The sequence below is a fragment of the Pseudoalteromonas sp. TAE56 genome (assembly GCF_000497955.1).
Lineage (GTDB): Bacteria > Pseudomonadota > Gammaproteobacteria > Enterobacterales > Alteromonadaceae > Pseudoalteromonas.
This window is the reverse complement of record NZ_AUTN01000130.1, coordinates 1-15,746: the sequence shown is the minus strand read 5'-3', so window position 1 is coordinate 15,746 and position 15,746 is coordinate 1. Positions and strand designations below refer to the sequence as shown.

The following is a 15,746-nucleotide window of genomic DNA, read 5'->3' as shown; positions in this document are numbered from 1 at the left end:
AAGCCCGCTCATTTGAGCGGGCTTTTTGTTCAGCGCTATTTACCAGCCGCAGTTGCGGCCTTCGTTTTGTTTATCTAAATAAGTTTGTAATGGTGCAAAGTAATCGAGCATTGCTGTTGCATCCATTTGCGGCTTACCTGTTACAGTTTCAAGCGCTTCTTGCCAAGGGCGAGACGAACCCATTTCAAGCATAGCGTTTAGCTTATCCCCTGCATCTTTTGAGTTATAAATAGAGCAGCGATGAATGGCTTTATCGTTACCGGCAATTTCACATAAGCTGCGATGAAACTCAAATTGTAAAATATGCGCTAAAAAGTAACGTGTATAAGGCGTGTTACCCGGAACGTGGTACTTAGCACCCGGATCAAAATCATTTTCGCTACGTGCGATAGGAGCTTGCACTCCTTGGTACTTTTCACGTAGTTCCCACCATGCTTTATTGTAATTTTCTGGTGCTACTTCCCCTGAAAATACCTGCCAGCGCCACTGATCAACCATTAAGCTAAACGGCACAAAGGCGACTTTATCAAGTGCCATTTTCATTAATAAACCAATATCTTTAGATTCATCAGGAACTTGTTCAAGTAAGCCGATTTCTTTTAAGTAACCCGGTGTAACCGATAAGGCAATGGTGTCTCCAATGGCTTCATGAAAACCATCGTTTGCACTTTCTTGATAAAATAAAGGCTGTTTATTATAAGCGCGCTGATAAAAGTTATGACCTAATTCATGATGAATAACTGAAAATTCTTCGCCTGTGCGCTGAATACACATTTTAATGCGTAAATCGTCTTTGCTATCGATATTCCATGCTGATGCATGACACTGCACATCTCTGTCTTTTGGTTTTACAAACAGTGAACGCTCGTAAAATGTCTCTGGTAGTGCGTCAAAACCCATTGAGGTAAAAAAGTTTTCAGCCCCTTTTACCATTTTAAGTTCGTCGTAATTATTTTGAGCTAATAACTCGGTTACGTCGTAACCCGGATCGGCGTTTTCTGGTGCAACTACATCGTAAATATTACCCCATGCTTGCGCCCACATATTACCAAGTAAGTGCGCTGGTATTGGCTGATCTTGAGGTACTTTGTCGGTGCCATACTTTTCACCTAACTTTGCGCGAACATGGCAGTGTAGCGAGTTATACAGTGGTTTAACTTGGCCCCAAATACGGTCAAGCTCGGTGGTGAAGTCATCAGCAGGCATATCGTATTTACTGCGCCACATAGCGCCCATATCGGCATAACCAAGCTCCTTTGCACCTTCGTTGGTCAGTACTACTTGTTGCTCGTAAAGTGAGCGCATTGGTTTTGATATTTGACGCCAGCCTTGCCATAAATCAAGTAGTTCGTTGTAATCTCGGCTGGTGGCCATTTTTGAAGTCATGTCGCCAAGGCTTAAACAGCTGCCGTCTTCTTTACAGTATTTACCCTTACCGTATAGCCCGCCAAGCTCTGCGACAATTTGTGAAAGTTGCGCAGTTTTATCAGCGTCTTGTGGGGCAGGAAGTGTAAGTGCGAGTTTTAGTTTATCAAGCTTACGGCGAGCATCGTAATCAAGCTCTAGTTCATCATATTTTGCAGCTTCATTGGCTAAACGCACGACTGTTTCGGTCATTTTACGGTTAACTTCAGCCGATAGAGCCGACGTATCATGAGTAATAAAGTTTGCGTAAATCCATTCTGCACGGCTCGATTCTAAATAAAGTGCACTTAGTTCTTTTTCTGTGTTTGTTATAAATGTTTTTGCACCTTTAGCTGTTACAGCTTTTTTAGTGTGTGCTGAATCGGTAGTGTCTATCGTTACTTCTGCATCGCAGGCCGTTAAAGCAAGAGTACTTGCTACCATTAAGGCGCTCATACTTAGTTTAAATCGAAAGGGGATCATGCTATTCCTTTAATTTATTGTTATTAAAACGTTGATAATAGCAGTGATGTTTAAAACAATAAAATGGATGCGTTAAGGCTCACGACTCGTCGTGCAATGATTGTATTTAAATTAAGATGGGTCATAATTAAGTTACTATTTTCATTCAATGTGTAAGGAATGTGCGCATGTTAATATTTATAATATTGCTGGTCGTGGTGGTGGTTATTTTTGCGGTTAAAGATATTCGCCTAAACTTGATTAGTCGTCCTACGTTTAAAATGTTCAAAAAGGTGCTTCCGCCATTATCGCAAACAGAGCGAGAGGCGATGGAAGCAGGTGATGTTTGGTGGGATGGTGAGTTATTTAGTGGGAACCCAGATTGGCAAAAACTGCACCGCTTTCCTAAACCAGAGCTTAGCGATAAAGAAAACGCATTTATGGCTAACCAAGTAGAAACCTTATTGGCGATGCTTGATGATTATCAAATTGTACAAAAAGACAAAGACTTACCAAAAGAAGTGTGGGATTACCTAAAAACAGAAGGTTTTTTTGCGCTGATCATTCCTGAAAAATTTGGCGGTCGTGAGTTCTCGGCAATTGCTAATTCAACGATAGTGTCAAAAATTTCGACTAAAAGCTTAACAGCCGCAGTCACTGTTATGGTGCCTAATAGCTTAGGTCCAGGTGAGTTACTTCTTCACTATGGTACTAAAGAGCAGCAAGATCGTTGGCTGCCAAGTTTAGCAAATGGTACAGATGTTCCTTGTTTTGCATTAACGGGACCAGAGGCGGGCTCTGATGCTGGCAGCATTCCTGATTCCGGTGTGGTGTGTATGGGTGAGCACAATGGCGAGCAAGTAATGGGCCTGCGTTTAAATTGGTCAAAGCGTTACATTACGCTTGCACCCGTTGCTACTGTTCTCGGCTTAGCATTTAAAATGTATGATCCAGACGCTTTATTAGGTGATAAAAAAGAGCTAGGCATAACGTGTGCGCTTATACCAACCGATCATCCGGGTGTCGAAACGGGTGAGCGTCATTATCCACTTAATATGGCCTTCATGAATGGTACCACTTACGGTAAAGATGTATTTATACCACTGGATTGGATCATTGGTGGACAAGAGTGTGCAGGGCGTGGCTGGAGAATGCTTGTTGAGTGTTTAAGTGCAGGGCGTGGTATATCACTACCAGCATTGAGTGCAGCAACTGGACATTTAGCTTCAAAAATGACATCGGCATACGCCATGGTACGCCAGCAGTTTGGTGTATCTATAGGGCAGTTTGAAGGAGTGCAAGAGGCACTTGCACGTATTGGTGGTTTAACTTACACACTTGAGTCGTGCAGATTAATGACCGCAGGTGCGATTGATTTAAAATTAAGCCCATCGGTTGTAACAGCGATTGCTAAATACCATATGACTGAAATGGGTCGTATGGTAATGAACGATGCAATGGATATTCATTCAGGTAAAGGAATTCAAGTAGGGCCTAATAACTATTTGGCGCATGGCTATATGGGTATTCCAGTATCAATTACGGTTGAAGGCGCGAATATTTTAACGCGTAACTTAATGATATTTGGCCAAGGTGCAACACGCTGTCATCCTTTTGTTTTAAAAGAAATGGAAGCCGCTGCCATGGAAGATGACGACGCAGCACTTGAACAATTTGATGGTTTATTAATGAACCATATAATATTTGCAGCAAGTAATGCAGGCATGGCATTTGTGCATGGCTTGACACGTAGTTGTTTTGCTAAAGCCCCTGTAGGTGGTGAAACGGCTGTTTATTATAAACAATTGAGTAGAATGAGCCGAGGCTTAGCTATTTGCACAGACGTGGCTATGTTAATGCTTGGCGGTGAACTTAAACGTAAAGAAATGATATCGGCACGTTTGGGTGATGTATTAAGTCATTTGTACTTAGCATCAACTGTTTTAAAACGTTATGAAGACGAAGGGCGCCAACAAGCTGATTTACCATTCGTAAAATATGCAATTGAGAACTCATTATTTGAAATTGGCCAAGCGTTTAATGGCTTCTTTAAAAACTTTTCAAATCCGGTTGTTAATTTTATCCTTAAACGTATCGTGTTCCCGCTTGGAAATCATTACCACAGACCAAGTGATGAAATAGCACAAAGTATTTGTGAGCGTATGACTCAACCGGGTGTATTTAGAAACCGCTTAACACACTTATGTTATGTAGATGAAAATGCAGGTACAGGCGTAATGGAAAATGCATTTTTAGCAATGCACGACATGCAAGCGCAGTTTAAAGATTTAAAACAATGGCAGCGCAAGGGCAGTGTGCCAACAACGCTTAATATTGAAGGCGCTATTAACTATGCACTTGAAAATAAGTTGTTAGAGCAAACGGATGCTGATGCAATGCATCACGCTAATAAGTTACGAAAGAAAGCCATTGCAGTTGATAATTTTCAACCAGGTGAGCTGTAGCGCACTACTTTAAATACTAACTCAAGCATGATCAAAAAGGCCTTACAAATGTAAGGCCTTTTTATGTGTAATTCATTTCTTTTAACGAGCGTAAGGGTCGGCAACAATTTTATCTATGTACCATTTCCCCTTTTTACGAAGCATTTTTACGCTGCGCATTTCGTCAATTTTATCACCATTTAAATAGCCGGTAAAAATAAGGTTTATTTTGGCATTATCACCGTACTGCTCACGGACGCTCATATTGGTCATATCAACTTCAATGGTTACTTCATCGTATTGCATATTTACTAAGTTACGGGAAAACTGTTTAGCAGTACCGTAGGATTTCATTATGCGTGTAAGGTTGGGTGTTGCCATGGTGCTGGCTTTTTGAAGGTCTTGCTGGTTATAAAGCGCATCAAAATAAGCGGTTGCTGTATCGCCAGGAGTGTCGCCAAGTGTTTTGGTATCGTCACCGCAGGCTGATAAAAATAAACAGAGAACCAAACTTAATAAACTCGTGATTTTTTTCATATTAATTATTATTAATTAGTTTTTTTAAAGTGTGTGGTTTATCTATGAAGATGTAAAGGTATGGCGGGCAATAAATAGAAAATTGGATAATAAATAATAAAAAAGGATGCCTAAAGCATCCTTTTAAAATTTTAGAATTGCTTATTGCACTAGCTCTTGCTCACTAAACTCTTCATCAAACATTGGGCTTGATAAGTAACGCTCAGTTGCACTAGGTAGGATAACAACAATATTTTTATCTGCGTTTTCAGGTTTTTCAGCAATTCGCTTAGCTGCAACAACCGCTGCACCTGACGAAATACCGACTAAAATACCTTCTTTTTTCATTAACTGATGCGCCATTGCAATTGCATCTTCGTTAGATACAAGCTCAGCTGCATCAATTAAGTCCATATCTAAGTTACCAGGGATAAAGCCTGCACCAATGCCTTGGATTTTATGAGGGCCTGGTTTAATTTCTTCACCGGCAAGCGTTTGGCTAATAACTGGAGAGTTAGTTGGTTCAACAGCAATAGATTTAACGTTTAGACCTTTTTCTGTTTTAAGGTAACGGCTAACACCTGTAATAGTACCGCCTGTACCTACACCGGCTACAAAAAAGTCTACTTTTCCGTCAAGTGCATCGTAAATTTCTGGGCCTGTTGTTTCAAAGTGAATTTTAGGATTTGCAGGGTTTTCGAATTGTTGTAATAAAATATATTTATCAGGTGCGGTTGCTTGAATTTCTTTTGCTTTTTCAATTGCGCCATTCATACCTTTAGCACCGTCGGTAAGTACTAGGTTTGCACCTAGTGCTTTTAATAGCTTGCGACGTTCAAGGCTCATAGTGTTTGGCATAGTAAGTGTTAACTTGTAACCACGAGCAGCTGCAACAAATGCAAGTGCAATACCAGTGTTACCTGATGTTGGCTCAATAAGTTCTTTACCTTCAACAAGCTGACCTGACTTTTCAGCTTCCCAAATCATTGATGCACCAATACGGCATTTGATACTAAAGCTTGGATTACGAGATTCAACTTTAGCGTATACATTCCCACCCGTAACACGATTAAGTTTTACTAGCGGCGTATTACCAATAGTTAGTGAGTTATCTTCAAAAATAGTAGACATAATGTTCCTTTGGATACAATCTGATCAACGTGCTAATAGCCTTTGCTACTAACTATACATACACACTTTACTGTGAGTTTAAAAAAACTAAAGTAAAGTTTGGCTATAACATATATTTATTGGGCTTATAACCAGTCGAAATAAAAATCAATTATTAACGGTGCTTTAGTTATTGTAGGTGCGGGCTTAATTTGAGATTTAAAGAGTAAAAACTCGTTTAGTCAAAAAATGTTCAAAAGAGCTCTAGATCAAGCTGCATTTGTTCGTTATTTGTGCATATAAATGTAACTTGAATAGTTTTATCACACAATGCGTCTAAAACATGATAAAAACACGTATCTAAATTCAATTAAGCAATCACAATGAAGTTAATCTTAAAATTAATTGCCGGTATTGTGGCCGGTATCTTAGTCGGACTATATGTACCTATAACTGGTGTTGAACTTTTATTTACAGTAAAAGAGCTGATTGGTCAAATTATCTCCTTTACCATCCCTCTTATCATTTTGTTTTTTATTGCATCGGGTATTGCTGGCCTACCAAAAGGGTCTGGTCACTTACTTGGTAAAACAGTCGGGTTTGCTTACAGCTCTACCATTATTGCAGGTACGCTTGCATTTTTATTAGTAAGTGCTGTTATACCTTTTTTAAGTGGTGGCATTACTTTTGAAGCTGAAGTTGCAACTGAAATTGGCAGTTTTATTGATTTAGAAATTCCACCTCTGATGGGTGTAATGACCGCATTAGTGACTGCTTTTGTATTTGGTATAGGCATGAGCCAATTAGAACTTGATACACTTAAAAAGGTGTCTGATCAGGGGCGAGATGTAATTGACGGGTTATTATCAAAAGTAATTATACCTGCTTTACCATTTTACATTGCTGGCGTATTTGCCGAAATGACGGTAGCGGGCACTGTGGTTGATACATTGCAAACATTTGGTGTAGTACTAGTTGCTGCGCTTGTTATGCATTGGTTATGGTTAAGCGTTTTATATATAGCGACAGGTATATTGTTAAAACGTAATCCAATCGAATTAGTTAAAAATATGCTCCCAGCTTACTTTACTGCGTTAGGTACTATGTCGAGTGCAGCAACGATTCCAGTATCGCTACAATCAAGTAAGGCAAATAATGTTAAAGAAGATGTAGCTAATTTTACTGTGCCGCTTTGCGCGACTATTCACTTATCTGGCTCAACTATAACAATAGTAACCTGTGCAATGGCTGTTATGTTTTTATCGCCAAGCATGGAAGTTCCTTCATTAATGGGTATGCTGCCATTTATTATGATGTTAGGTGTGGTAATGATTGCAGCTCCAGGTGCTCCAGGCGGTGCAGTCATGTCGGCGCTTGGTTTATTAACAAGCATGCTTGGGTTTAATGAAGGTGCTGTAGCATTAATGATTGCACTTTATTTAGCACAAGATAGCTTTGGTACTGCGTGTAATGTAACGGGTGATGGTATCATTGCGTTATGGGTTGACAGATTTAGCGAAAAATCGTCAGCTTAAACTATTAGAGTGAGGCAATAATATTAATTATTGTTTCGCTTTATGTATGTTACTGTGGCAAATTAATTTAATTAAATTGCATGTTGTTAGGTAAGTGAGGATGTTCCATTGATTAATGTACTTTTAGTTGATGACCATGAACTTGTACGAACAGGAATCAAGCGTATTCTTGATGACGTACGAGGGTTTAAAGTAATTGGCGAAGCTAAAACTGGCGAAGAGGCTGTACAGTTTTGTCGTCAGCATGCGCCAAACATAGTATTAATGGATATGAATATGCCAGGCATGGGCGGATTAGAAGCGACTAAAAAGATTTGTCGTTACTGCCCAGATGTAAAAATTATTGTGCTTACTGTTAATTGTGAGGATCCGTTTCCGAGCAAGGTAATGCAAATTGGCGCTCATGGCTTTTTAACTAAAGGTGCAGGCTCTGACGAAATGGTTCGTGCTATTCGTTGCGTTCATGCTGGTCAGCGTTATATTGCCCCTGAAATTGCACAGCAGATAGCGCTTGCACAAGTAACAGGCCGCACAGATGAAAACCCTTTTCAGAGTTTATCTGAGCGAGAGCTGCAAATTATGCTTATGATCACCAAAGGTGAAAAAGCACAAGATATAGCAGAGCGTTTAAATCTAAGCTCTAAAACAGTAAATAGCTATCGCTACCGTATGTTTGAAAAGTTAAATGTAGGTGGCGATGTTGAGCTTACCCATTTAGCTATTCGTCATAAAATGATTGATATAGACGTTTCGTACTAACTATAATTTATGTCTGAATTTGATCACGTACATTTTCTCAAAACGCTATCAAGCGAGCCGGGTGTATACCGAATGCTTGATAGTGACAGCCAAGTTATTTATGTTGGTAAAGCTAAGCATCTAAAAAAGCGTGTTAGCAGTTACTTTAGAAGTAATATTACCGATAGCAAAACACGCGTTTTAGTGAGTAATATTAGTGACATTGAAGTCACTCTCACCAATACTGAAACCGAAGCGCTGCTGCTTGAAAATAACCTAATAAAAAAATATCAGCCTCGCTACAACATATTATTGCGCGACGATAAGTCGTACCCCTATATTTTACTAACTAGCCATAAACACCCACGTTTAGCGTTTCATCGTGGCAGTCGTAAAATTAAAGGCGAGTACTTTGGGCCTTTCCCAAGCGCAGGAGCGGTATCTGAAAGCTTGCGCTTAATGCAAAAAATATTTCCTGTTCGTCAATGTGAAGATGCTTATTACCGCGCAAGAAGTCGCCCGTGTCTGCAATATCAACTTAAACGTTGCTCAGCTCCATGTGTAAATAAAGTAACGGATGATGATTACAGCGAGCAGGTTGATTATGTTCGTAAATTTTTAACAGGTAAATCTCACGAAGTTATTGCTGATTTAATAAAAAAAATGGAAGCAGCCAGCCTGCAGCTAAACTTTGAATTAGCGGCAAAAGTTCGCGACCAAATAATGCTACTTCGTAAAATGCAGGAGCAACAGTCTATTTCTGGTAACTTTGCAGAAATGGATGTTGTCGGTTTTGCGCATTTAAACGGGTTAAACGGTATTCATTTATTAATGATCCGCGATCATAAAGTGCTGGGTAGTAAAACCTATTTTCCAAAAGTACCTAAAGATTCGAGTGAACAAGAAATATTGACCTCATTTTTAGGACAATATTATTTAGCGCCAGGAGCAACTGGGCGTATTGCAAAAGAAATCATATTACCGTTTGAAATAGAAGAAAGCGCGGCGCTCGGCGAAGCACTCTCACAAATAAGTGAACGTAAAGTAACTCTTAAAGTTGTCACTCGGGGTGAGCGTGCGCAATACCTACAACTCGCAAATAAAAATGCATTAAACAGTATTGCGGTTAAACAAAGTACCCAAGACTCTATTAATAAACGTTATGCACAATTAAAAGCAACACTGCGACTTGACGATATTACCCGAATGGAGTGTTTTGATATAAGCCACACCATGGGGGAGAACACCGTTGCAAGTTGTGTTGTATTTGACTCACAAGGCCCAAATACAAAAGAGTATAGGCGCTACAACGTAACAGGTATAACTGGTGGCGATGATTATGCTGCAATGGAATTTGCACTTAACAAACGCTATAACAAGTTAGTAGACGAAGACAAAATTCCAGACGTTATCTTTATTGATGGTGGTAAGGGGCAGTTAGGGCGCGCTGAGCAGTATTTTTCTAATTGGCCGCACACAAAAATGCCTTTATTAGTAGGTGTTGCAAAAGGAACGAGTCGCAAACCCGGTCTTGAAACATTATTGATTGACGGTGGACGCAAAACTATTCCGATGGATTCAGATGCACCTGCGCTTCATTTGATTCAGCATATACGTGATGAGTCTCACCGTTTTGCAATTGCTGGGCATCGTAATAAACGACAAAAACAACGAACACAATCACTATTAGAAGAAATAAATGGAGTAGGTTCTAAGCGTCGCCAAACATTATTAAAATATTTAGGGGGCATGCAAGGTGTAAAAGCTGCTAATATAGAACAGTTAAAGAAAGTTCCTGGGATCAGCCCTGACATGGCTGAGAAGATATTTAACCATTTGCATGACAAGGGCTAGCCCTTCATGCGAATATAGCCAAAAAGACATATCCAAGTAGTTATGTGGAATATTCCAAACACACTTACAACATTTAGACTTTTTCTTATCCCCGTTTTTTTGGTGATATTTTATTTGCCTTATAGCTGGGCATTTTTTGCTGCCGCCTTTATTTTTTGGCTTGCATCGATTACCGATATACTAGACGGTTATTTAGCAAGAAAGCTTGAGCAATCAACTCCTTTTGGTGCTTTTCTAGATCCTGTTGCTGATAAAGTAATGGTATGTGCTGCTCTTGTTGCATTAGCCGATCAGTATCAAACTATGTATATGACAATACCTGCTCTTATTATTATAAGCCGTGAAATTATTATATCTGCACTTCGCGAATGGATGGCAGAGCAGGGCAAGCGCGGTAACGTGGCTGTTTCAAACATGGGTAAAATAAAGACGGCTGCACAAATGTTAGCCATTATCGGTTTGATTTGGCAATATGATACGTGGATGAACTATTTAAGTTTTGGATTACTGTACATTGCGACCTTTTTAACCTTGAGTTCTATGATGCAATATTTACGTGCAGCATGGGGTGAATTGACTAAAAATTAACTCTAAATGTATAATAACGCACCGTTTTAGATAAAAAACAAGCAAACAGTTCAAAACTAGCATTTTTTGTATTGACGCGTTTAATAATCTCTGTAGAATGCGTCCGTGTTGAGAGGGCATAGCCCCCGAGATAAACAAAACGGTAATTAATCAGTTACCTGAATGTTCACATAAATCATCATGTGTTAATTCAAATAGCTGATAAATAAAATGCGGTACTAGCTCAGTTGGTAGAGCGCGACCTTGCCAAGGTCGAGGTCACGAGTTCGAGCCTCGTGTACCGCTCCAAGTTTATCTTAGGTTATTACCCCAATGTTGGGGCGGAATGGCAGAGTGGCCATGCACCGGATTGCAAATCCGTTTACCTCGGTTCGACTCCGGGTTCCGCCTCCATTTCAACACTCCACACGCTTTAATTAGCAAACTCGATGCCCGAGTGGTGGAATTGGTAGACACAAGGGATTTAAAATCCCTCGACTAACAAGTCGTGCCGGTTCAAGTCCGGCCTCGGGCACCACTATGTGGTTTAATTACATTACCAAGTGTAATTTATAAAATGATTAATTTAGAATTAATATGATGCGGTACTAGCTCAGTTGGTAGAGCGCGACCTTGCCAAGGTCGAGGTCACGAGTTCGAGCCTCGTGTACCGCTCCATATTAGTTTTATCCACTTGCTTTTAATAGCAAACTCGATGCCCGAGTGGTGGAATTGGTAGACACAAGGGATTTAAAATCCCTCGACTAACAAGTCGTGCCGGTTCAAGTCCGGCCTCGGGCACCACTTTAAATTATTTTACCAAGATAATTTAAAGTTAATAAAACAGTATTTTGCGGTACTAGCTCAGTTGGTAGAGCGCGACCTTGCCAAGGTCGAGGTCACGAGTTCGAGCCTCGTGTACCGCTCCAAATTATTTGGATACATTTAGGCGGAATGGCAGAGTGGCCATGCACCGGATTGCAAATCCGTTTACCTCGGTTCGACTCCGGGTTCCGCCTCCATATAATTTACTCCACACGCTTTAATTAGCAAACTCGATGCCCGAGTGGTGGAATTGGTAGACACAAGGGATTTAAAATCCCTCGACTAACAAGTCGTGCCGGTTCAAGTCCGGCCTCGGGCACCATTTTTACTAAAATCCTCAGATAAAATTCATTTAAATTCTAAATCACTCTATTTTTAAAATATTCAAAAATTATCCTTATTTAGATTCCCAATCTTATTTTTAATACCTACTTACCTTTAATATCTATTTTTTAATATCTTAAAGTTTCATCATCATACATTTATAAAGCTGCCAGTTTGTATTTAACCGTTAATGCTTTTATCCAATCTGGTTAAATTAACTGAATTGGTATAATTAGTTGTGAATAAGAGCACCTGTTAATAACAAAGAAAAAATCAGAACGCTGGCTATTCAATTTTCTTGGCAATTACTCCTGCACCTATGTTTTAGTAAATCAAATGCTTTTAACTCTGCTAACGTAAGGTTTGCTCTCTAAAAATAGTTAAGTTTTAACGAGGGGTGGCATTAATGAATGTAATAGAAGTGCGGTGTCTAAAATAAATTTAAGATAGGAGTATAAGAAATGCGTTTAGTACTTAGTTATACGAATTGCTAGTGTTTTATAAGCGACCCTTGAGGATCGCTTATAAAGGATAAATTGTTATTGCAGTTTACTCTGAGCTTTGTAAATTGGATACTCGCTCAACAAGCCTTGAATAAGCGCAATACACATTAAAATAAGTACTATTGAAAACGGCAAAGCTGTAGTAACTACGCCCGACTGAAGCGCTTGCAATGCTTGCGAGCCACCAACCCAAAGCAATACTGCTGCAATCACGCCTTCGACTGTAGCCCAAAATATACGTTGTGGCACTGGTGCATCTATTTTACCGCCCGAAGTTATACCATCTATTACAAGCGATCCTGAATCAGACGACGTTATAAAAAATACCAAAACGAGTGCTATAGAAATAATAGAAATAAAACTAGAAAGTGGTAACTGCTCGTATACCTGAAATAAAGTCACTGAGATATCAGTTAAACCATTTTGTCCAAGTGGGCCAACTTTATCTATAACTTGTGTAATTGCCATATTTCCGAATACCCCCATCCAAACCAAACTAAGAAGCGTTGGTAGGCCAATGACGACGAGTAAAAACTCGCGTACAGTGCGCCCCTTTGAAACTCGAGCAATAAACATCCCAACAAACGGCGACCATGATATCCACCATGCCCAATAAAACACAGTCCAAGAGTGCATCCAATCTTCATCGGGTCTATTAAAAGGATTGCTTAAAGGTACAAAGTGTTCTACGTACGCCCCAAGGGTAAACCAAACAGCAGTAATTGCATCAGAGAAAGTAAGGGCAATAACAACTAATAATAAAATAAATGCACAAATTAAATTAACATTGCTCAGTACTTTAACACCGCCCTCAATACCTCTAATAACAGAGAAAATTGCAATACACGTTACTAAACCAATAACAGATATTTGAAAAGCAGTCCCGTAATCAGTGCCTAACAGATAATTTATCCCGCTGGTAGCTTGTTGAGCGCCAAGGCCTAGCGATGTAGCTAAACCAAATAAAGTAGACAGTACAGCGAGTATATCGATGATATGACCAAGCCACCCCCAGGCACGATCACCAAATAATGGATAAAAAACAGAACGTATTGATAAAGGAAGGCCTTTATTAAATGCAAAAAAAGCCAAGCTTAATCCAACAACCGCGTAAATCGCCCAGCCATGTAAACCCCAGTGGTACATGGTTGCACCCAAAGCCAATGAGTGTGCTTGCGGTGAGTTTGGCTCAACGCCCATAGGCATATGATACCAACCTGTATAATATGCAGTTGGCTCAGCAACTCCCCAAAACAGTAAGCCAATACCCATTCCTGCTGCAAACAGCATTGAAAGCCACGACATATAGCCATGTTCTGGACGAGCTTTTACGCCGCCTAAACGAATTTTACCCAAAGGAGAGAATGCCAAAATAACGCAAAATATCACAAAGGCATTGGCTAGTAACATAAAGTAACTATCAAATTGATTAATTATGGCGTCTTTAGTCGAGGTTAGTGCATCACGGCTAACGGTAGGGTCAAAAACTAGGGTAAGTATTACAAATAAAACAACTAAGAAAGCGCTTATGCCAAATACTGGGTTATGGATATCAAATCCCCACTTTTGTACATTATCTTGCCCAACTTGGTAATCAGTAGTGTCTATACTGTATTTTTTTGTTATGTCATCCATCGGGTCTCCTTTTTATAGATAACTTAATTCAAATATCCTACGTAATTAAATATAAAATAGTTTTAAAATTAATATAACTTTTTATTTATAAGAAATGAGATGGTTAAGCGTAATATTTGTAATTTTTAGATCTAAAAAAGCGAGCCGTAGCTCGCTGTTTATTATTTACTGCCAGGCCTCGGGATCGACCTCTTTAGCAAGTTTAGGATGTTTACTCTTATCAAAGGTAGGTATTAGGCCTTTCTTGCGTTGCTCGTTATAATCTTTAGAAAGCCATACAACAACACCTGAAAGCATAAATAACGCTATAACGTTTACAATAGCCATCAAACCCATTGATATATCTGCCAGCGTCCAAATTAAACCAAGCTCACCAACAGCGCCAAACATCACCATACCTAAAACAACAAGTCTAAAGATAAACATACCTTTATTAGAGTTGTGCTCTAAAAACATTAAATTTGTTTCAGCGTAAGAGTAATTAGCCACAATAGAAGTAAAAGCAAAAAACAATATAGCAATGGCAATAAAGTAAGTACCCCAGTCGCCGACATGTTCTTGTAATGCTGCTTGTGTAAGTTCAATCCCCATAACACCAGATTCAGGTATTAATTGCTGCGATAGTAAAATAAGAGAAGCAGTCGCTGTACAAATAACAATAGTATCAATAAATACACCTAGCATTTGCACATAACCTTGTGATGCTGGATGAGGCGGGTAAGGTGTAGCAGTAGCTGCGGCATTAGCTGCACTACCCATACCTGCTTCGTTTGAGAATAAGCCACGCTTTATACCTTGGATCATAGCTTGTGTAACACCATAACCAATTGCACCTGCACCAGCTTGTTCAATACCAAAAGCACTCTTTATAATAAGGGCGAGTACATCCGGGAGTGCAGTAAAGTTAATAGCACATACATAAAGAGCCACTAACAAGTAAGCTAATGCCATAAATGGCACAACCATTTCGGCAAAACGAGAAATCGTTTTCAAACCACCAAAAATAATAATACCAGAGCCAATAACCAAGCAAATGCCTACTATATACTTAGGTACATCAAACGCTACTTCAAATGCTGCAGCAATAGAGTTTGACTGTACGGCGTTAAATACCAAACCAAAGGCTAAAATTAAGCATAGCGAGAATAAAGTTCCCATCCAGCGTTTACCTAAACCGTTTTGCATATAATAAGCAGGGCCACCTCTAAAATTGCCTTCAACATCCTTTGTTTTATAAGCCTGAGCTAAAGTACTTTCAGCAAAGCTTGTAGCCATACCTATTAATGCAATAAGCCACATCCAAAAAATAGCACCCGGACCACCTAGGTATAAGGCAACAGCAACACCAGCCATATTGCCTGTACCAACGCGGGCAGCTAACGAAGTACAAAAAGCCTGAAAGGATGAAATTTCGTTATCGGCACATTTACGAGAGCCAAACATAACTTTGAACATATGTGGGAATTGCACAAACTGAATAAAGCCTAGTCGAAAAGTAAAGAAGAGGCCTGCTGCTATTAATAAGTAGACGAGAACTTGGCCCCATAGAAGGGCACTTATACTGTTTATTATGTCTGTCATGGATACTGCCTAAATACATGAGTTAAAAAAAGTGACCGCAACTTATCACATCAGGATAAAAGTGTTTAGTTTTAAAGTTCAAAAGCAGAGTTATCAACAGGGTTTTGTGGGTAACTTGTGCTTATCATGTGTGCTTGCTTGGGGCTTAATTTTAATTACTATTTTGTGTAAATAACGCTTGCGTAAAATTCGCCGCTCCCTATAATGCGACCCCACTGAGACGGGAAACGCCAACGCATAGCGAGGCA

10 protein-coding genes and 8 tRNA genes are annotated in these 15,746 nt (G+C 39.6%); 13 read left to right on the top strand and 5 right to left on the bottom strand.

What is annotated here, in order from left to right; translation table 11 throughout:
- Positions 1 to 39 precede the first annotated feature (39 nt).
- Positions 40 to 1,887, bottom strand: a complete 1,848-nt coding sequence (locus L656_RS0115045) for a M2 family metallopeptidase (protein ID WP_024599816.1) — start codon at positions 1,885 to 1,887, stop codon at positions 40 to 42.
- A 167-nt stretch (positions 1,888 to 2,054) separates the two neighbouring features.
- Here L656_RS0115045 and L656_RS0115040 point away from each other — a divergent pair, with 167 nt between their 5' ends.
- On the top strand, positions 2,055 to 4,331 hold the full coding sequence (locus tag L656_RS0115040) for an acyl-CoA dehydrogenase (protein ID WP_024599815.1): 2,277 nt from the start codon (positions 2,055 to 2,057) through the stop codon (positions 4,329 to 4,331).
- Between the two features lie 81 nt (positions 4,332 to 4,412).
- Here the strand turns inward: L656_RS0115040 and L656_RS0115035 are convergent, their stop codons facing one another.
- Together L656_RS0115035 and cysK are read right to left on the bottom strand one after the other, a co-directional pair.
- Positions 4,413 to 4,847 carry a hypothetical protein gene (locus tag L656_RS0115035; RefSeq protein WP_024599814.1) on the bottom strand — a complete coding sequence of 145 codons (435 nt, stop codon included), beginning with the start codon at positions 4,845 to 4,847 and terminating at the stop codon, positions 4,413 to 4,415.
- Between the two features lie 141 nt (positions 4,848 to 4,988).
- Complete coding sequence (gene cysK / locus L656_RS0115030) at positions 4,989 to 5,957, bottom strand: cysteine synthase A (protein ID WP_024599813.1); 969 nt, start codon at positions 5,955 to 5,957, stop codon at positions 4,989 to 4,991.
- Between the two features lie 362 nt (positions 5,958 to 6,319).
- On the opposite strand from cysK, the gene L656_RS0115025 reads away from it, so the two are divergent.
- The 12 genes from L656_RS0115025 to L656_RS0114970 all read left to right on the top strand — a co-directional run bounded on the left by L656_RS0115025 (position 6,320) and on the right by L656_RS0114970 (position 11,777).
- On the top strand, positions 6,320 to 7,471 hold the full coding sequence (locus L656_RS0115025) for a dicarboxylate/amino acid:cation symporter (RefSeq protein ID WP_024599812.1): 1,152 nt from the start codon (positions 6,320 to 6,322) through the stop codon (positions 7,469 to 7,471).
- 108 nt (positions 7,472 to 7,579) lie between these two features.
- Positions 7,580 to 8,230, top strand: a complete 651-nt coding sequence (uvrY, locus tag L656_RS0115020; RefSeq protein ID WP_007377972.1) for a UvrY/SirA/GacA family response regulator transcription factor — start codon at positions 7,580 to 7,582, stop codon at positions 8,228 to 8,230.
- Positions 8,231 to 8,239: 9 nt separating this feature from the next.
- Positions 8,240 to 10,063: an excinuclease ABC subunit UvrC gene (gene uvrC, locus L656_RS0115015; RefSeq protein WP_024599811.1), complete on the top strand. Its 1,824-nt coding sequence runs from the start codon at positions 8,240 to 8,242 to the stop codon at positions 10,061 to 10,063.
- Positions 10,064 to 10,105: 42 nt separating this feature from the next.
- Entirely contained in the window at positions 10,106 to 10,651 is a 546-nt protein-coding gene (gene pgsA, locus L656_RS0115010; RefSeq protein WP_033036948.1) for a CDP-diacylglycerol--glycerol-3-phosphate 3-phosphatidyltransferase, read from the top strand.
- Positions 10,652 to 10,863: 212 nt separating this feature from the next.
- Positions 10,864 to 10,939: transfer RNA gene (locus L656_RS0115005), tRNA-Gly, on the top strand.
- A 31-nt stretch (positions 10,940 to 10,970) separates the two neighbouring features.
- A tRNA-Cys gene (locus L656_RS0115000) sits at positions 10,971 to 11,044 on the top strand.
- A 37-nt stretch (positions 11,045 to 11,081) separates the two neighbouring features.
- Positions 11,082 to 11,168: transfer RNA gene (locus L656_RS0114995), tRNA-Leu, on the top strand.
- Between the two features lie 64 nt (positions 11,169 to 11,232).
- Positions 11,233 to 11,308: transfer RNA gene (locus L656_RS0114990), tRNA-Gly, on the top strand.
- Positions 11,309 to 11,347: 39 nt separating this feature from the next.
- Positions 11,348 to 11,434 (top strand) — tRNA-Leu (locus L656_RS0114985).
- 49 nt (positions 11,435 to 11,483) lie between these two features.
- Positions 11,484 to 11,559 (top strand) — tRNA-Gly (locus tag L656_RS0114980).
- A gap of 19 nt (positions 11,560 to 11,578) precedes the next feature.
- Positions 11,579 to 11,652 (top strand) — tRNA-Cys (locus L656_RS0114975).
- A gap of 38 nt (positions 11,653 to 11,690) precedes the next feature.
- Positions 11,691 to 11,777, top strand: a tRNA-Leu gene (locus tag L656_RS0114970).
- Positions 11,778 to 12,318: 541 nt separating this feature from the next.
- Here L656_RS0114970 and L656_RS0114965 read toward each other — a convergent pair.
- Together L656_RS0114965 and L656_RS0114960 are read right to left on the bottom strand one after the other, a co-directional pair.
- Positions 12,319 to 13,917 carry a BCCT family transporter gene (locus L656_RS0114965; protein ID WP_024599809.1) on the bottom strand — a complete coding sequence of 533 codons (1,599 nt, stop codon included), beginning with the start codon at positions 13,915 to 13,917 and terminating at the stop codon, positions 12,319 to 12,321.
- 165 nt (positions 13,918 to 14,082) lie between these two features.
- Positions 14,083 to 15,498 (bottom strand): alanine/glycine:cation symporter family protein, encoded by a 1,416-nt coding sequence (locus tag L656_RS0114960; RefSeq protein ID WP_024599808.1) that lies wholly within the window; start codon positions 15,496 to 15,498, stop codon positions 14,083 to 14,085.
- Positions 15,499 to 15,746 lie beyond the last annotated feature (248 nt).